Genomic DNA, 18421 nt, shown 5'->3' on the forward strand with positions numbered 1-18421 from the left:
GCGTAAGGTGTGTTATCATGCTTTGGCGCCTCTTCTTCCCCTGCCAATGAGGGGGATAGCTTGTTCATCAAGCGGCCAGCGGGAGCGGGGCGCTTGATTAAGGGGGCTTTGTTGGCCACGTAGGAAATGCTCAGCTCCAGCGTAAGCAATCATTGCGGCATTATCAGTGCATAGATTGGGGGGAGGGGCGACAAAGCGAAAGCCTTGTCTTTGGCATAAATTTTGTAGCTGTGTGCGAATTAGATAGTTGGCGGCTACACCGCCGGCTACAACGAAAGAGGGATTAAGGATTTGTGGATATGTGGTGCGGAAAAGGCTAAGCGCTCCTTCTACGCGTTCTTCGAGAATGGTGGCAACTTTCGCTTGGAAACTTGCGCTGATATCAGCAATATCTTGGCGGCTAAGGGGAGCCATGGACGTTGCAGCTTTGCGCACAGCAGTTTTTAGACCTGAAAAGGAAAAATCATGGCGTTTTTCGCCCTTGAGGGGATGAGGAAGAATAAGACGCTTTGGGTCGCCATTTCGAGCCGCAGCCTCAATGGCTGGCCCTCCAGGATAGGGAAGCCCCAATAATTTCGCTGTTTTATCAAAGGCTTCACCAACAGCATCATCAATGGTTGTGCCTAGTCTCTGATAGCGGCCAAAATCTTTGACAAGGATTGATTGGCTATGGCCGCCAGAAATAAGTAAAAGAAGGTATGGGTAAGGTAAGGGATTGGCGAGTTGTACGGCCAAAGCGTGACCTTCTAGGTGATTAATAGCAATGAAGGGTTTTTTGGTGGCAAATGCGATGGTTTTTGCGCTCATAAGTCCTACTAACAGTCCACCCACAAGGCCAGGACCCGCAGTAGCAGCTATAGCATCTATATCATTGAGGGTAAGCTGCGCTTTTTTTAGAGCCGCTTTGATGAGTTTGTCTAAAATATTAACATGGGCACGGGCAGCGATTTCAGGCACTACGCCGCCATAAGGAGCATGGTCGTCAATTTGGCTCCATATTTCATTAGCACAAATATCTACTTGCCCTGACGGGCGTCGATAGATAATGGCTGCAGCGGTTTCATCGCAACTGGTTTCTATTCCCAAAATGTGCATTTTAAGATGATCCTTAATATTTGGCGCTATGTTATCATGGTCGGGATTTTATGGAAATATCTCCTTATAAAATTTACTTGTTTTATATCTAAGGGGGCGTGTGTGTGTGCCTAGCTTGAAGATGAATTGACGCGCAACCGGTATCGTGTCACAGTGTGAGAAATTTATGATATTTTGCCGCTTGTCTATTACCGTGAATGGGAGATCGTTTGTTGGGATGGATGATTTAAACTTTTTATTTTGCGCGGTTATTTTATACTATCCTATATTCTTAGAAGGAGGAGTGGCGCTATGTCAGAAAAGCCATTTGCAAAAGCACGGCTATCAGGACAAGGAACCAAAAAGGACGCAGAGAAGGCGTCTGAACCTTTAGAAAAAAAGAACAAAACATTGCCTGATGCGCCCACTGTTGAGCAGGTGCAGCCTCAAAGCCGTGATATGGTTGAAAAAGAAGTCGAGGTTACAGAGAAACTGAAGAAAGGCGATAGGCAAGCTGAAGTTCAAGCTAGTAGGCGCCCTGATGAGGAGGGGATAGGTGGTAAAGCTGGCTCGGATGGGCGTGGCTGGTGTTTTGCTGCATTTTTAGGCGCTGGTTTCATTGGGGGCGTTATGGCTTTGCTTTTTGGTATAGGATTGCAAAGGGCAGGCGTAGTGTCAATGTTTGTTCAGGGCGATGAAGCCCAGCTTGTAGCTATAAGTACAAGGCTTGATAAGCTGGGACAAGACCAAGATGTCGCTATGAAAATGGGGATAGTTTATGGGGGTAAGTTTGAAGCAGCGCAAAAGGCTATAGACGCGAATGGCCATTCTTTGCATCTTGTTCAAAATGCGGTAACGGCGATAAAAGCTGATGCAGCAGGGCTTAAAGAACAAGTGACAACGTTAGAGAAAAACTTCAGCGCTCTAAAGATAGACAAACAAGCGACGGCGGGTCTTTCTGAATCAGAGATAGATGTTTGGATGCAAAAAGTGACTGTGGTGGAGAAAAACGCAGCCGCGGCGGTGCAAAGTGTGCACGAGATGCAAAATCAATTAACTCATTATGAGCAAACATTTGCGCAGCAGCAAAAACAATTGGTGGATTTACAACGGCGTTTTGATGATCAGGCGGCAACAGCAAAGAAGACCATAGCTTTATTAAACGCCGCTGATGTTTTGCGAGAGGCAATTTTGTCTGGGACTCCCTATCAAAGCGACCTTGAGCGCTTCATAGCGCTTTCGCTGACGCCGCAAGATGTTGCTCCTTTGAAAGCTTATGCTGAGTCGGGGCTTCCTAATACGGTGCAATTATTGGCAGAATTTTCTCCTATTGCTGATAAAATTGTTCTAAATAGCCAGAAACTACCAAAAGATCCTAGTTTTATGGATAAATTGAGAGCCTATGGCCGTCATATCATTGTTATGCGTCCTATGGGCATGGTTTCAGGTCAAGAGCCAGATGCTATTGTTGCACGAATAGAAGTCGCGATTGGCGATGGGGATTACGGGCGCGCTTTGAGCGAATGGCAGAATTTGCCAGAAGATGTGCGAAAACCTTTTGATGATTTTGTAAAAAAATTGATCGCTTGTCGTGATGCCAAAACTTGGGCTTCGCAAATCGTGAGCCATATTATTGAGCAAAGTTTAATTGACAAATTATGAAGGTAAAAGAATGATTCGAGTATTATTTTACCTGATTGCTGTGGTGCTTTTAGGAGCGTGTTTTGCCTTTATCGCTAACCATAATAGCCTTTTGGTGGTGTATGTTGGTCAAATGCGCGTTAGTGTATCTTTGCTAGTAGTAGTTAGTTTCTTAGTATTATCGGCCATTTTGTGGGTTTTCATCGGCGGCGTATGGCGGTGGCCTTATAAATTGTACCAGAAAAGGCGGGAAAGGCAGTTAAGGCAAGGTTACGGGCTGCTTGTGGATGGGCTCTTAGCTTCTTTTTCGGGTGAGCGGGAAATGGCACGCCGCTTGGCACGCCGCTTGCCTCATTATTTGAATATGGAAGAAGAGCCATTGGGGCAATTTTTGGCTGCTCAAAGTTTGATTCTTGACAATGATGAAGAGGGAGCTGCAGCCCTATACCAAAACATGTTGGCGACACCCAGAAGTGAAGTTTTAGGGCTTTATGGTTTGTTTATGGCGGCAAAGAGAGCTGGCCAGCATGACGAGGCGTTGGATTATGCGCGGCGCGCTGAGGTGCTTGCCCCGCATTTAGTGTGGGCTTATGAAGCAATGCTTGATCATTACGCGGAGCAGGGATCTTGGGATCAGGCGCTGATGCTTTATGAACGGCGCCAAAAAGCTTTACCCCGCGTTGAACGAAGCCACGCAGAGAATCGGCGGCAAAAGGCGGTATTGCTTGTGGCTCAAGCGAGGAGCTTGATATCTACCCATTTGGCAGCTGCACGCAAAGCTGCGTTAGCTGCTCATAAATTGGCGCCTGATTTTGTTCCCGCCTGTTGTACTGCGGCAGGTATTTTGTATAGATTTCATGAAAAACGGCGCGCTGATAGGCTCTTGGAGGCAGCTTGGAAGCGTGCGCCGCATCCAGATTTGGCGGCGCTTTATTTGCGGTCTGAATTACCAGCGACGCATTGTCTACGTCGCGCTCAGAAATTGGCGTCTTTTCAAGGGGATGAATATTATAGTTTAATGACAGTCGCGCGTGCTGCTTTAGCAGCGGGCGCTTTTAAGTTAGCGCGTGAATCAGCTGAAAAGGCGGTAAAACTATACCCTCGCCAGGATGCTTATAGTTTGTTGGCTGCGATTGAAGATGTGCAAAGTAATGATCAAGGCCGCGTACGGGAATGGCTTTCTTTAGCTTTACGAGCCGAATGGAGCCCTGTTTGGATGGCTGATGGCGCGATATTTGAAGAATGGGCTCCTGTTTCACCTTTGAGCGGTCGCTTCGATTGTTTTGTATGGCAGGTGCCTGCGATGCGGTCGTCTTCGCCTTATTTAGCATCAGGGACCATTGATGGTCTTGTTACGCTACAGGGCGATTTATTGGCGAATAACGAGCCTTTGATAGAAGGTAACGATGTGCTTCCAACGCCTGCGGAGAGCAGGAAAGTGGAAAAAGCGTTTGGTCAAATGCCGACAGACGAGGATAAGACAGTGTTCGTGACACCAGCTGGTTCATCAATGGAGCCCTCTAGGGAGGCCATCGCTTCAGCTACGATGCTTTCTGAATTAAGCGAGGTGAGGCAAAATCAAACTGTATTGATGCCCGCCGCTCCTGATGAAATTGAGGCTGAAGAGGGGTACAAAGAGTCCTCCTCTCTACTCACGCGGCTTAATGTTGATGATCCAGGTGTTATTTCTTCTGATAAGAAAGATAAGGACAATGTGTTTTATTGATTGTTTAGGATAGCGGCTGATGTGGAAGATAGATTATTTTTAAAATATGGCGAAAGTTTAAAAATTATGCTCTCTTTTGTAAGATGAATAGAATATTTTTTTCAATATTTAGATAATTACTTAATTATTTATAAGTATTGATAGTTATAAATTAATGATTATTATATATAAGATAGTATCTGTATAATTAAGGATTTATGCGATTTTGATTTTTTTGGATAGGGCTTTAGAATATTTGGGAACGTTTTTACGAGTTTGGTTTTAAATCTTTCTGCAATGGAGTGGTGAGAGAGATATGTCAGAGACAATAGTGTTGGATGATTATAGCGGACCCCGTTCACGAACTGGGGCAAAGATTGCCGTGGTTTTGCATCAAGCCACCTCTAGCCCAGGACGAGTGGGGCAACTTTTACAAGGGGCTGGGTTTGCGCTTGATATTTATCGCCCTCCTTTAGGTCAGAGATTGCCTGAAGATCTTAGCCCTTATAGCGGGGTGGTGGTCTTTGGCGGGCCGATGAGCGCTAATGATGACCATGAGTCTTATATTCGGGCTGAATTAGTGTGGATTGAACGCGTTTTGGCTGCACAGAAGCCGTTTATGGGTATTTGCCTTGGGGCACAGCTTTTGGCTCGGTGTTCAGGCGGCTGCGTTGGTCGTCAAGCTGATGGCGAGGTCGAGATCGGTTGGTATCCTTTGGAGGTAACGAAAGAAGGCGAAGGTTTGTTGCCTTGGCCTAAAATGGTATATCATTTCCATAATGAAGGTATTTATGACCTGCCAAAGGAGGCTCAAATTTTGGCGCGGAGCCGAACTTACCCTGTGCAGGCCTTTCGCTATAATGGCCATGCTTGGGGGGTGCAATTTCATCCAGAATTAACTCGGTCTATGATGCAGCGCTTGGTAGTATGCGGAGCTCACGAGTTTCAGGGGAAGGGCGCACAACCAGGGCGTACGCATTTAGCGGGTCGTTTTCTCTATGATCATGCTTTGCGCTATTGGCTAGAACAGGCTTTGCGCTCGATTTTTTCCACGCCTTATGGCGTGGAGACAGATTCGCTCGGCTTGGCACGGACTCATCTGGCTTGACTTAAACTTTTAAGGCTTGAATAATATTCACTCTTAAGAACAGGTATGGTGCAAGGCTATGGGCGGTGGAATTTAAGAGGCATAGATTTAGATTTTGGTAGTTTTGTGATGATAAAAGGATGAAATAAGCTGTGGTCGATGAGATAAAAACTGGGCAGGAAGTTAATAAATCTTGGGCTTTAAGCCGGCATGAATGGGCATTGTGTGCTATCACGGCTATATGGGGTGTCACATTTCTCATTGTTCATCAAGCGATGCTCTATAGCGGCCCGCTTTTTTTTGTTGGCCTGCGATTTTTTTTGGCGGCGTTTTTGTGCGCGCTAATATTTTGGCGACATTTGTGTGCGCTTACCCTTTATGAATGTTGGGCTGGAATGGTGATTGGGGCTTCTATTTTTGTAGGCTATGGTGCTCAAACCGCTGGCTTACAAAGTGTTACCAGCAGTCAATCGGCATTTATTACGGCGCTTTATGTGCCCATCGTACCTATTTTGCAGTGGTTTTTTTTAAAAAAACGCCCAAGTGTGACTAGCTGGATCGGTGTTTTTTTGGCTTTTATCGGCCTATTATTTATCTCTGGCCAAGGGCTTGGAGCTATCTATTTTTCTGAAGGCGAAATTTGGACCCTGATTGGGGCAGTAGGGGTTGCATTTGAGATCATTTTGATCAGTTTATTTTCGGCCAAGGTTGATAGCCGGCGGGTGACAATTATGCAGTTATTTTTTGGAGGGCTTTTTTCGTTGATTGCTATGCCTTTTTCGGGTGAGGCGGTGCCGGAATTTTCTTGGGTGTGGGTATGGGCGGCTTTTTCTATGGCTTGTATCAGTGCTCTTATTCAAATGATTGTAAATTGGGCACAACAATATGTTTCTCCTACTCGAGCTACTATTATTTATGCTGGAGAGCCGGTATGGGCTGGCGTTGCAGGGCGTGTAGCAGGCGAACGGCTTGGCCCTTTGGCCTTATTAGGAGCTTTTTTTATTTTGCTAGGTATTTTGGTAGCGGAATTGCGTCCATCGCAATGGGCAACAAGGAAGCAGGCTATGGAGGTGGAATGAGGGGATATGGGCTCCTTTCTAGATAACTCTGTTTGAAAAAAATCTTTACCTGACATGTTATTCCTTCTAAACCGTTCTGATGATGATTGATCCTAAATATATCCGTAATTTTTCTATCATAGCCCATATTGACCATGGGAAGTCGACATTGGCTGATCGCCTTATCCAGATGACGGGGGGGCTCGATAGTCGTGAGATGAAAGACCAAGTTCTCGATTCTATGGATATTGAGCGTGAGCGTGGTATTACTATCAAAGCACAAACTGTGCGCTTAGCTTATCGGGCTAAGGATGGTGAAACCTATATTCTTAATTTGATTGATACGCCTGGTCATGTTGATTTTGCTTATGAGGTTTCGCGCTCGCTCGCTGCTTGTGAGGGTTCGCTCTTAGTGGTGGATGCAAGCCAAGGGGTAGAAGCCCAGACTTTGGCTAATGTGTATCAAGCGATTGATAATAATCATGAGTTAGTCGTGGTTCTCAACAAAGTGGATCTTCCTGCCGCCGAACCTGTGCGCATTCAAGAGCAGATTGAAGATGTGATCGGTATTGATGCTTCGGATGCGGTGCTCATTTCTGCTAAAACTGGCTTGGGGATTGCTGAGGTTTTGGAAGCGATTGTCACTCGGTTGCCTGCGCCCACTACGGGTAAGCGCGAGGCGCCATTGAAGGCGATGTTGGTAGATAGTTGGTATGACGTTTATCTGGGCGTGATTGTGCTAGTGCGTGTGGTAGACGGTGAGTTAAAAAAGGGCCAAACTATACGGATGATGGGCACAGGAGCACGTTACCCCGTCGAGCATGTTGGGGTGTTTACGCCGAAGATGACAACCGTAGAAAGCTTAGGGCCTGGTGAACTTGGTTTTATTACTGCTTCAATCAAGGAGGTGGCTGATACGCGGGTGGGTGATACGATTACTGAAGATCGCCGTCCTACCGCTGGTATGCTAGAAGGATTTAAACCAGCTCAGCCAGTTGTTTTTTGTGGACTTTTTCCAGTGGACGCTGCTGATTTTGATGATTTACGCACGGCTATGGGTAAATTGCGTTTAAATGACGCGAGTTTTTCCTTTGAGATGGAAAGTTCAGCCGCCTTGGGCTTTGGCTTTCGTTGTGGGTTTTTAGGTCTCTTACATTTGGAGATTATTCAAGAGCGTTTAGAGCGTGAATTTCAATTGGATTTGATTGCAACAGCGCCCTCAGTTATCTATCGGATGGTCATGCAGGATGGCACGGTAAAAGAGTTGCATAACCCCGCTGATATGCCTGATATTATGCAAATTTCTGCCATTGAGGAGCCATGGATTCGCGCTACGATTATGACGCCCGATGAGTATTTAGGGGCGGTACTAAAATTATGCCAAGAGAGGCGTGGTGTGCAGGTTGACCTTTCTTATGTTGGTACCCGCGCTATGGTGGCTTATGACTTACCTCTTAATGAAGTGGTATTTGATTTTTATGATCGTTTAAAATCCATTTCAAAAGGCTATGCGTCATTTGATTATCAGATTGCTGATTATCGCGAGGGCGATTTGGTAAAGATGAGTATTCTGGTTAATAGCGAGCCGGTTGATGCTTTATCCGTTCTGGTACACCGCGGTGCAGCTGAAAAGCGTGGCCGCGCTATGTGCGAAAAGCTGAAAGAATTTATTCCCCAACATATGTTTCAGATTCCCATTCAAGCGGCGATTGGCGGTAAGATTATCGCGCGCGAGACAATTCGAGCTTTACGCAAGGATGTAACGGCTAAATGTTATGGTGGGGACGTAAGCCGTAAGCGCAAACTTTTGGAAAAGCAGAAAGAGGGGAAAAAGCGAATGAGACAATTTGGTAAGGTGGAGATCCCTCAAGAAGCTTTTATCCATGCTTTAAAAATGAATGATTGATTTAGTTAAAGCGGATCTTCGGGCAATGTGCGTAAGACGCCCCGAAAGGCGCCTTGTATGTAGGTTAAGAGCGTAGCAAGTCGTTAATAGCAGTTTTTGCCCGAGTTTTTTCATCAACACGTTTGACGATAACTGCGCAATAAAGGCTTGGATTTAATTGTTTATTTTGGGTTGGGGCAGCAGGGAGGCTACCAGGAACAACTACTGAATAAGGCGGGACTTCACCATAAAAAACTTTACCCGTTTCTCTATCAATAATTTTGGTGGATTGGCCAATATAGACGCCCATGCCAAGAACAGCTCCTTCGCGGATGATACATCCTTCAACGATTTCTGACCGAGCCCCGATAAAACAATTATCTTCAATAATAGTGGGCCCTGCTTGCAGAGGTTCAAGCACTCCCCCAATGCCTACTCCGCCCGATAAATGCACATGTTTCCCAATTTGTGCGCAAGACCCAACGGTGACCCAAGTGTCAACCATGGTTCCTTCGCCAATATAAGCACCAAGATTGACAAAGGAGGGCATCAATACCACATCGGGGGCTATATAAGCTGAATGGCGGACAATAGCGCCAGGAACGGCTCGCAAACCCGCGTTTGTAAAATCATCCTTTTGCCAATGGGCAAATTTTGATGAAACTTTATCCCACCAGGTGGCGCCACCAGGACCGCCTTCAATTAAATCCATGGGATTAAGGCGAAAAGAGAGAAGAACCGCCTTTTTTAGCCATTGGTTGACATGCCATTGTCCATCAGCGTGTCGTTCCGCTACCCGCAATGTACCTTGATCAAGCAATTGAAGGGCATGGGTGATAGCATCGCGGATTTCGCCTTGCGTTGTGGGGCCAAGGCTGGCACTGTTATCGAAGGCATGTTCGATAAGGGTTGCGAGTTGTGAAGTATCGTTCATCTTAGTCTCCTAGATCTATGGAGATGGAGTTTAGGGTAAGAGGAAATTTGGGTCAATAAAGGAATAAGAAATGACGATAGACAAAAAGGATGATTGGACGCCACTTCGTCGGCCGGATGCATTAGACGAGCCATCTATAGAGATCCCTAATACACCGCAGACGCGGTCATCGGCTTATCGGTTAGCTTATCAAGACTATGATTTTTTATCGCAACGCGCTTTGCGATCGGTACGTATTGGGCTTGAACTTTTGAAAGCAGAAATGGGCATTGAGGCTTATGGGATACGCTCAACGGTTGTGTTGTTTGGAGGAGCGCGGATTCCAGAGCCAGGGTCACCCGCTTGGGCGGCCAAGACGGCTGAACAAAAGAAAAATTTGGAAGCGCTTTCATTGTACTATCAAGAAGCACGTCGTTTTGCGCAACTTTGCGCGCGTTACGGAGCTAAAAGTCAATATCGTGAATTTGTAATTGTTACAGGCGGGGGGCCTGGGGTTATGGAGGCGGGCAACCGCGGCGCTCAAGATGAAGGAGCGCCTACTATCGGTTTAAACATTGTTTTGCCTCATGAGCAAGCGCCTAATCTTTATGTAACGCCGGAGCTTTGTTTTAATTTTCATTATTTTGGTATGCGGAAAATGCACTTTTTGATGCGGGCAAAAGTTCTTGCTATTTTCCCAGGTGGCTATGGGACTTTAGATGAGCTGTTTGAGGCATTAACTTTAATACACACGGGACGCATGAAACGAATACCTATTTTAATGTTTGGCAAAGATTTTTGGCAAAGTGCTTTGAATTTGGAATATTTAGAAAAAATGGGCACAATTTCTCCTGGTGATTTGGATCTTTTGACCTATGTTGAAAGCGCTGATGAAGGTTTTTCCCATATTTGTAACTTTTACGATTTGGCTAATGAGGCAGAATAAAGGCAAAGTTTTGGCAGTAATGCCTTTTAAGGTGTGCGGATTTTTTCTTTCCCCCTTGCGCCGTCAAAAAGCCGCTCTTATATAGGCTTTATGGCGTTTGTTGTGGCTTTTATATGGCTGTAACGGAGGTTTTAACAGGAGCTGTCGGAAGAATGCTTAGCACAAGGTCTGGACAGCTTGCTCGATGGAGAAAATAATGGCAAAAGTAATCGGTATCGATTTAGGAACAACAAATTCTTGTGTTGCCGTGATGGACGGCACAAATGCAAAAGTCATTGAAAATTCTGAGGGGGCACGCACCACCCCTTCTATTGTTGCTTTTACTGATGGGGGCGAACGTTTAGTGGGGCAGCCTGCGAAACGCCAAGCTGTGACCAATCCAGAGGGAACGGTTTTTGCGGTTAAACGTTTGATTGGACGCCGATTTGATGACCCGATGGTGGAAAAAGACAAGGGTCTTGTTCCCTATAAAATTGTTAAAGGTGATAATGGCGATGCTTGGGTGGGGGTCGATGGTCAAAGCTATTCGCCCTCGCAGATTTCAGCCATGACTTTGCAAAAAATGAAAGAAACCGCGGAAGCCTATTTGGGAGAAAAAGTAGAGCAAGCGGTGATTACTGTTCCTGCTTATTTCAACGATGCTCAACGCCAAGCCACTAAAGATGCTGGTAAGATTGCGGGATTAGAAGTCTTACGGATTATTAATGAGCCTACCGCTGCTGCCTTGGCTTATGGCCTTGATAAGAAGGATGGAAAGACAATCGCCGTTTATGACTTGGGCGGTGGAACCTTTGATATTTCTATTCTTGAAATCGGGGATGGTGTGTTTGAAGTTAAATCAACCAACGGGGACACATTCCTTGGGGGCGAAGATTTTGACATGCGGCTTGTGAGCTATTTTGCTGATGAGTTTAAAAAGGAGCAGGGCATTGATCTGAAAAATGATAAATTGGCCTTACAGCGCTTGAAAGAAGCAGCTGAAAAAGCAAAGATTGAGCTTTCTTCCTCACAGCAGACTGAGATTAATCTGCCTTTTATTACGGCTGATCAATCGGGTCCTAAACACTTGACGATGAAGCTAACCCGCGCCAAGTTTGAAAATTTGGTAGAGGATTTTGTTCAACGTACTATTGAGCCTTGTAAAGCAGCTTTGAAAGATGCCGGTCTTAACGCTGGTGAAATTGATGAAGTGGTTCTAGTGGGTGGGATGACCCGCATGCCTAAAATCCAAGAAGTGGTGAAAAACTTTTTTGGAAAAGAGCCCCATAAGGGTGTAAATCCTGACGAAGTGGTGGCGATGGGAGCCGCTATTCAGGCTGGCGTTTTGCAGGGTGATGTGAAGGATGTCTTATTGCTGGATGTCACACCGCTATCTTTGGGGATTGAGACCTTGGGCGGTGTCTTTACGCGCTTGATTGAACGTAATACCACTATTCCTACCAAGAAATCGCAAACCTTTTCTACTGCCGATGATAATCAAAGCGCTGTGACCATTCGTGTTTTCCAAGGGGAGCGCGAAATGGCTGTTGATAATAAGTTATTGGGGCAATTTGATCTTGTGGGAATTCCACCTGCACCGCGCGGTATGCCACAGATTGAGGTGACCTTTGATATTGACGCGAACGGGATTGTTAATGTTTCCGCAAAAGATAAGGGAACGGGAAAAGAGCATCAAATTCGTATTCAAGCCTCAGGTGGTTTGAGCGATGAGGACATTGAAAAAATGGTCAAAGATGCTGAGATCCACGCTTCGGAAGATAAAAAGCGTCGCGAAGGGGTGGAAGCCAAAAACCAAGCCGAGACTCTGATTCATTCTACTGAAAAGTCCTTGGGTGAATATGGAGATAAGGTTTCGGCAGAGGATAAAGCTGCGATTGAGGCAGCTCTTGCTGACTTAAAACAAGCTCTGAGCGGTGAGGATGCACAAGAAATTACCACGAAGACGCAAAGTTTGGCTGAAGTCAGTATGAAGTTAGGCCAAGCTATGTATGAAGCCTCACAAGCTGCGGAAGCAGCAGCAGCTGAAGCTGATGCTAAAGCTGACATGCGGGCGCAAGCTCCAGCTGAAGATGTGGTAGACGCCGATTTTGAAGAAATTGATGATAAAAAGAAATAAGTGCTTTTTGGCTTTAGTAAAGCGCGGCCCCTTGGGCCGCGCTTTCGTTTCGCCATTTGCTTATGGCCAATCGGGCATAAATGCTTAGCCAATAGGCATGGCATGTATTTATGATTGGGGAGATACAGGCATGGTATTTTTTAAAAGAGTGCGGGTTACGCGCGCTTTAAGCATAGGATAAAGAGAATGAAGGTTGATTATTATGAAATGCTTGGTGTCAGCCGTGATTGTGATGAAAAGACTTTAAAATCGGCTTTTCGTAAATTGGCTATGCGTTATCATCCTGACCGTAACCCCGATGATAAGGAAGCCGAGCACAAGTTTAAAGAAATTGGCGAGGCATATGAAGTTTTAAAAGATCCGCAAAAGCGTGCGGCGTATGATCGTTATGGCCACGCAGCTTTTGAAAACGGTGGCCGTGGAAATGGAGGATTTGGTGGGGGCTTTCGCGCTCATGGCGGTTTTAGCGATATTTTTGAAGATTTCTTTGGCGAGATGATGGGAGGTGGGCGCCGCCGGCGAGATGGCCGCGAACGTGGCGCTGATTTGAGTTACAATATGGAGATCTCGCTTGAGGAGGCATATCAGGGTAAAGAAGCCCATATCCGTCTGCCCGTGAGCAAAGCCTGTGATGTTTGTTCCGGAACTGGGGCAAAAGCAGGTGCTAAACCTAAAACATGTATAACTTGTCATGGGGCGGGGCGGGTAAAGATCCAAAGCCTGTTTACTATGGAGCGTACTTGCCCTACTTGTCAGGGGCGCGGGGCGATTATTACTGATCCTTGTGAAAAATGTCATGGTCATGGACGCGTGGAGGAAGAACGTAGTTTGAAGGTAGATATTCCTGCGGGGATTGATGATGGCACTCGGATTCGTTTGCGTGGTGAAGGGGAGGCTGGCCTGCGAGGCGGTGAGTCAGGAGATCTTTATATTTTCTTATCTATTACCCCGCACGAAATTTTTCGTCGAGATGGAGCAGATCTGCACTGTCAAGTGCCTTTATCTATGATTACGGCTGCTTTGGGTGGAGAATTTGAGGTGTCGACTTTAGGCGGGGGGAAAAGCCGTGTGAGTGTGACAGAAGGGACAGAAAATGGCCAATACTTCCGTCTGCGTGGTAAAGGTATGCCGGTAATGAATCAATCCCTATATGGAGATCTTTATATTCAAGTGATGGTTGAGACGCCCCAGAATTTGACCAAAAAACAGCGTGAACTATTACAAGAATTTCAAAAAATTTCTAATGATGAAAACTCGCCACAATCGCATGGTTTTTTTGCGCGGATGAAAGAGTTTTTTGAGAAGAATATTTAAATTTGGTTATGGTGGCGCCTCTCCAAGGTTTGGATAACGTTTGTGAGATTAAGACCTTGGTCTGCAAGCAAAACCAATAGGTGGTAGAGAAGATCGGCTGACTCTTCTTTGAGGGCAGCTTTGTCGCCTACTGCAGCTGCTAAAGCAACTTCTACTCCCTCTTCTCCAAGCTTTTGGGCAATCCTTTGGCGGCCTGCAAGGAATAACTGCTTTGTATAAGAATTCGTCGTATCTCCGGTTTCGCTTTCTGTTTGGCGCGCTTGGATGAGAGACTCAAGCTTATGGAGAAAGAGCGTATCATAAGGTTGGCCTATAAAGCAGCTTTGCGTGCCTTTATGACAGGTAGGGCCTTGAGGGTGGGCGAGGATAAGCAAACTATCAGCATCGCAATCAGGGAGGATGCGTATAAGGCGCAAGCGGTTTTTTGATGTTTCGCCCTTGATCCAAAGACGCTGTTTGCTTCGTGAATAAAAGGTAACATAACCGCTTGTTAAGCTTTTTTCAAGCGCGGCAGCATTCATATAGCCCAACATTAAGACTTGGCCTGTTGTAGCATTTTGAACGATGGCGGGCAAAAGACCATTGCCTTTAGACCAATCAAGGTCAGGCAGGGGGGGCTGTGTCATTGTCTGACCTCAATCTGTTGGCTTGAAAGATAGGCTTTAAGGGAGGGGATTGTGATGAGCTCATGGTGAAACACCGAGGCGGCAAGTGCGCCATCCACTTGTGCATCGAGAAAAACATCGCGGAAATGGTGGTACGCACCGGCGCCACCAGAGGCGATGAGCGGCACATGGCAGAGGGAGCGCAACCGCGCCAATTGATTTATGTCATAGCCCTGGCGCATGCCATCTTCGTTCATGACATTTACTACTATTTCGCCAGCGCCGCGGGTTTGGACTTCGTTTATCCATGCTTCAACCGTCCAATCAGTAGCCCGACTTTGGCCTTCATTGCCTGTATATTGATAAACACAAAGGCGGTTTTGATCCTTTTCAAACCAACTATCAATACCGATGACGAGCGACTGGCTGCCAAAGCGTGCTGTTAATTGGTTAATTAAATCGGGGTTGGCTAGAGCCGGGGAATTAATGGAAATTTTGTCGGCCCCATGGGAAAAAATTTCAGCTGCGTCTTCTACACTCGTAATACCACCTGCTACGCAAAAGGGAATGTCTAGTACAGCGCTTACGCGTTTAACCCAGCCCTTATCGACAACCCGCCCTGCGCTTGCGGCGCTGATGTCGTAAAAGACCAATTCATCGGCCCCTTCGCGTGCGTAGTGTTGTGCGCGCTCAACGATATCTCCTACCACTTGGTGGTTGCGAAATTGTATGCCTTTCACTACAACGCCATCATGAACGTCAAGGCACGGAATTATCCGTTTTGCCAACATTGGATAGCCTCCTCATAAGTATAGTGTCCATCTAGTAAAGAGCGGCCTATAATCGCGCTATCTACGCCGCTTCGGCGCAACTGGCTGATATCAGACAGGGTTGCTACACCGCCCGAAGCTTGGATTTTTAATGAAGGGTAGCAGCGGTGTAGTTTCTGATAGAGCGCTAAATTGGGTCCGTTTAACATACCATCCCGCTTGATATCGGTGCACAAGACATGATGCAGTCCATGGGCGAGATACGCTTCAATGACGGTTTCAAGATGAATTTGAGTGGCGTCTTGCCAGCCATGGATAGCAATTTTATTTTCGCCTTTTGCTGTTTGCCGAATATCCACAGCGAGAACTAAACGTTCGTGACCAAATTCGTTCCACCATCGTTTAACCTCTTCCATTGCGCTAATCGCCAAAGATCCCACTACAACGCGGGCGGCACCAGCCTGTAATAGGTTTTTGATTTCGTGTTTATGCCGGATGCCGCCTCCGATTTGTAGCGGTACGGGCGAGTGCTCTAAAAGGTTTCTGAGTAAATTTATTTGTCGGTTTTGCGGGGATTTTGCACCGCTTAAATCAACGAGATGGATAAATGGCGCACCAGCAGCGGCATAAGCTTTAATTTTTTCAAGCGGGGTGTCTTTATAGAGCTGTTGCTTATGATAATCGCCTTGCTTTAAGCGTATGATTGTACCATCGAAAAGGTCAAGCGCTGGGATGATCATAAAGCCTCCAGAAAGTTTTCGAGCAATTGAGCGCCCGCTTTACCAGAGCGTTCGGGATGGAATTGAACCCCATAAAAATTATCGCGTGCAATAGCCGCACAGAAGGGGACACCGTGACTAGTGCTGGCGATCATATAAGGGTTGAGAGCAAAATGAAAGCTGTGGACAAAGTAAAAATGCGTTTCTGCGATGATGCCTCGGAAAAGGGGGGAGGCAGCGTGGAGATTCACGCGATTCCAACCCATATGTGGAAGAGTTAGGGGAGGTTGAGCTGTAAGTTTTTCGCAAGCAACATCAATGATGTTAAGGAGAGGGGTACCGCCACTTTCACTGCTTTTTTGCCCCAAAAGCTGCATACCTAAACAAATGCCCAGTAGGGGTTGTTTGCATTGAGGGATGAGCTCTGCTAGACCACGGCTTTTAAGGGTTGCCATAGCAGGGCCTGCTGCCCCTACACCCGGCAGAAAAAGACGGTCTGCGTTGAGAATATCTTTCGCATCGGCACTTATGGTCGGCTCTACGCCCAAGCGGTTGAGTGCTATCTTTAAAGAATAGAGATTAGCAAGACCTGTATCAATGATGGTGATCTTCATTATAATATCCCTTTTGAGGAGGGGAGCTGTGTATCTTCAATACGAATGGCTTGCCGCATAGCACGGCCAAAGGCTTTGAATAAGCTTTCGGCTTTGTGATGGTCGTTTTCACCCTTGGTTTTGAGGTGTAGGGTCGCTTTAAGTGTGGTGCTAAGGGAATAGAAGAAATGGCCAATCATTTGTGTGCTAAGTTCGCCAATATATTGGTGCTGAAAGCGCGCTTTATATCGGCAATAGGGGCGTCCTGATAAATCAAGCACACACCGAGCTAAGCATTCATCCATGGGAAGAATAAAACCAAAACGTCCGATGCCGCATTTATCGCCCAAAGCCTGTCGGAAGGCGGTGCCCAGAACAAGGCCGCAATCCTCCACCAAATGGTGATCATCAATATGAAGATCACCCGAAGCATGGAGGTGCAAGCTTATACCGCTATGGGTAGCGATTTGCTCAATCATGTGGTCAAAAAAGCCGATGCCTGTCGCAACGCTTATTTTACCTGGCTGATCAAGCCAGATCTCAGCCCTTACATTTGTTTCTCGACTTTGGCGCGCTATTTCGGTATGGCGCTGGGTATTTTGTAAATGCTGAACGATTGCCGTCCAACCACCCTTTTTTTCATCATAAGGCAATGTATTGGATGTAGGCGGAATTGGGGTATGTTTTTGGTGGATGATGAGCCCTGCGGGCGGGAAGCCTTCAGCCCTTATAAAGGGAATGTCTTGCTCAGCTAGTTCTTGCCAGAGGGTGGTTGGTAGGGTAATGTTCGTGGGTAGAGCTTGGAAGCGGTATCCTAATCTTTGCAATTGATAAAGTGCTGGAAATAATTTGGGCGCCCAAGGTATCAGAGCGTTTTGCTTAGTTTTGATTAAGCAAGCGGGGTCAATATAAAGCGTTTTATTAAGCATTTGCAAGCTCCTTTAACACCGCTAATAAACGCGCGTTTTCGTCTGGCGTGCCGATGCTCACGCGTAAACAGTTTTCGAGCCTATATCCTGTACTTTGATCACGCAATAAAATGCCACGGTTTACTAAAGCATTCCATAGGGTGTGGCTATCTTTGGCGCGAAATAAAAGAAAGTTAGTGACACTGGGGTAGACAGTGTCAATTTGTGGGCATTTCATTAAGCCGTCAGCTAAGCGGTTTCGTTCGCGTGCGCATAAAGCGACGTTTTCTTGCATATGCGCGATGTTTTCAGGTGTTAAGGCTCGGTACGCGATAGCGAGACTAGGGGTTGGGACAGGATAGGGCGCGATAATTTTACGAAGAAGCGTAATGATGCTTGGGTTGGCTAGGGCAAAACCGCAACGAATGCCTGCAAGGCCAAAGGCTTTTGATAATGTACGCAAAATTACAAGATGGGGGTTAGCTTGAAGGCGCGGAATGCAGGAGATAGCGGGGCAAAATTCGCCATAGCTTTCATCAATCACAAGCAGAGCGCGGTCTTTTGTTATTTCCAGCATGCTTTCAAGAGCTTTTGGATCGAGGGCTTGACCTGTTGGGTTGTTGGGGTTGCAGAGGAAAACAATTTTGACGTTTGCCAAGTTTTTTTCTAAGGCGTTGAGATCAATGTCCCAATTGGGAGTCATTGGAATTTTGCGGCATTCAACCCCTGAAATTTGAGCGCTGATCTCATACATGCCATAGGTCGGGGGGCAGGTGATGATAGCATCTTGCCCTGCTTCGCAAAAGGAGCGTAAGAGAAGGTCAATTGCTTCATCTGCACCGCGGCATGTGAGTATTTGCGTGCTTTCCACTCCAGCATAGGTTCCATAAATTGTGAGAAGGGAGCTGTCTTGAAAGGGGGGGTAACGGTTTAAAGAGGCGGCATCTTTAAGAAAGGAAGGTGGAGTTGGCCATTCATTAGCGTTAAGCGATATTTCACCTATGGCTTTTAGTCGACCAGCGGAGGCGTAGGGGGCAAGATCGCGGACTGCTTGTCTGGCTAGGTTCTCAATATTCATAGGGCATTC

16 protein-coding genes are annotated in these 18421 nt (G+C 46.4%); 8 read left to right on the forward strand and 8 right to left on the reverse strand.

Annotation, left to right across the window (positions count from 1 at the left end):
• Positions 1-15: 15 nt before the first annotated feature.
• On the reverse strand, positions 16-1095 hold the full coding sequence (tsaD, locus tag ACK28X_RS04285) for a tRNA (adenosine(37)-N6)-threonylcarbamoyltransferase complex transferase subunit TsaD (RefSeq protein WP_412057225.1): 1080 nt from the start codon (positions 1093-1095) through the stop codon (positions 16-18).
• 291 nt (positions 1096-1386) lie between these two features.
• Between tsaD and ACK28X_RS04290 the strand changes: the two genes are divergently transcribed.
• The 5 genes from ACK28X_RS04290 to lepA all read left to right on the forward strand — a co-directional run bounded on the left by ACK28X_RS04290 (position 1387) and on the right by lepA (position 8471).
• Complete coding sequence (locus ACK28X_RS04290) at positions 1387-2736, forward strand: COG4223 family protein (RefSeq protein WP_412057226.1); 1350 nt, start codon at positions 1387-1389, stop codon at positions 2734-2736.
• Positions 2737-2746: 10 nt separating this feature from the next.
• A complete protein-coding gene (locus ACK28X_RS04295; protein WP_412057227.1) occupies positions 2747-4441 on the forward strand; it encodes a heme biosynthesis protein HemY in 1695 nt (564 codons plus the stop codon).
• A 295-nt stretch (positions 4442-4736) separates the two neighbouring features.
• Positions 4737-5528 carry a glutamine amidotransferase gene (locus ACK28X_RS04300; RefSeq protein ID WP_412057228.1) on the forward strand — a complete coding sequence of 264 codons (792 nt, stop codon included), beginning with the start codon at positions 4737-4739 and terminating at the stop codon, positions 5526-5528.
• Positions 5529-5659: 131 nt separating this feature from the next.
• Positions 5660-6586 carry a DMT family transporter gene (locus ACK28X_RS04305; RefSeq protein WP_412057229.1) on the forward strand — a complete coding sequence of 309 codons (927 nt, stop codon included), beginning with the start codon at positions 5660-5662 and terminating at the stop codon, positions 6584-6586.
• A gap of 79 nt (positions 6587-6665) precedes the next feature.
• Positions 6666-8471 (forward strand): translation elongation factor 4, encoded by a 1806-nt coding sequence (gene lepA / locus ACK28X_RS04310; protein WP_412057230.1) that lies wholly within the window; start codon positions 6666-6668, stop codon positions 8469-8471.
• A 64-nt stretch (positions 8472-8535) separates the two neighbouring features.
• On the opposite strand, the gene dapD is transcribed toward lepA, so the two are convergent.
• Positions 8536-9384: a 2,3,4,5-tetrahydropyridine-2,6-dicarboxylate N-succinyltransferase gene (gene dapD, locus ACK28X_RS04315; protein WP_412057231.1), complete on the reverse strand. Its 849-nt coding sequence runs from the start codon at positions 9382-9384 to the stop codon at positions 8536-8538.
• A gap of 70 nt (positions 9385-9454) precedes the next feature.
• On the opposite strand from dapD, the gene ACK28X_RS04320 reads away from it, so the two are divergent.
• From ACK28X_RS04320 to dnaJ, 3 genes are all read left to right on the forward strand, one after another.
• Entirely contained in the window at positions 9455-10309 is an 855-nt protein-coding gene (locus ACK28X_RS04320) for an LOG family protein (RefSeq protein ID WP_412057232.1), read from the forward strand.
• Positions 10310-10505: 196 nt separating this feature from the next.
• A complete protein-coding gene (gene dnaK, locus ACK28X_RS04325; RefSeq protein ID WP_412057233.1) occupies positions 10506-12425 on the forward strand; it encodes a molecular chaperone DnaK in 1920 nt (639 codons plus the stop codon).
• Between the two features lie 186 nt (positions 12426-12611).
• Positions 12612-13739, forward strand: a complete 1128-nt coding sequence (gene dnaJ / locus ACK28X_RS04330) for a molecular chaperone DnaJ (RefSeq protein WP_412057234.1) — start codon at positions 12612-12614, stop codon at positions 13737-13739.
• On the opposite strand, the gene hisIE is transcribed toward dnaJ, so the two are convergent.
• The 6 genes from hisIE to hisC are packed head-to-tail and all read right to left on the reverse strand — an operon-like array spanning position 13736 to position 18412.
• Complete coding sequence (gene hisIE / locus ACK28X_RS04335) at positions 13736-14365, reverse strand: bifunctional phosphoribosyl-AMP cyclohydrolase/phosphoribosyl-ATP diphosphatase HisIE (protein ID WP_412057235.1); 630 nt, start codon at positions 14363-14365, stop codon at positions 13736-13738. The genes dnaJ and hisIE overlap by 4 nt on opposite strands.
• Complete coding sequence (gene hisF, locus ACK28X_RS04340) at positions 14362-15135, reverse strand: imidazole glycerol phosphate synthase subunit HisF (RefSeq protein WP_412057236.1); 774 nt, start codon at positions 15133-15135, stop codon at positions 14362-14364. The genes hisIE and hisF overlap by 4 nt, the downstream gene beginning before the upstream one ends.
• A complete protein-coding gene (gene hisA, locus ACK28X_RS04345; RefSeq protein ID WP_412057237.1) occupies positions 15117-15854 on the reverse strand; it encodes a 1-(5-phosphoribosyl)-5-[(5-phosphoribosylamino)methylideneamino]imidazole-4-carboxamide isomerase in 738 nt (245 codons plus the stop codon). The genes hisF and hisA overlap by 19 nt, the downstream gene beginning before the upstream one ends.
• The gene (hisH, locus tag ACK28X_RS04350; RefSeq protein ID WP_412057238.1) at positions 15851-16447 is read right to left on the reverse strand and encodes an imidazole glycerol phosphate synthase subunit HisH; all 597 of its coding nucleotides are present in this window, start codon (positions 16445-16447) and stop codon (positions 15851-15853) included. The genes hisA and hisH overlap by 4 nt, the downstream gene beginning before the upstream one ends.
• Positions 16447-17355: an imidazoleglycerol-phosphate dehydratase HisB gene (gene hisB, locus ACK28X_RS04355; RefSeq protein WP_412057239.1), complete on the reverse strand. Its 909-nt coding sequence runs from the start codon at positions 17353-17355 to the stop codon at positions 16447-16449. The genes hisH and hisB overlap by 1 nt, the downstream gene beginning before the upstream one ends.
• Entirely contained in the window at positions 17348-18412 is a 1065-nt protein-coding gene (gene hisC / locus ACK28X_RS04360; protein ID WP_412057240.1) for a histidinol-phosphate transaminase, read from the reverse strand. The genes hisB and hisC overlap by 8 nt, the downstream gene beginning before the upstream one ends.
• Between the last annotated feature and the right edge of the window lie 9 nt (positions 18413-18421).

Source organism: Bartonella sp. DGB2 (assembly GCF_046843095.1).
GTDB lineage: Bacteria > Pseudomonadota > Alphaproteobacteria > Rhizobiales > Rhizobiaceae > Bartonella.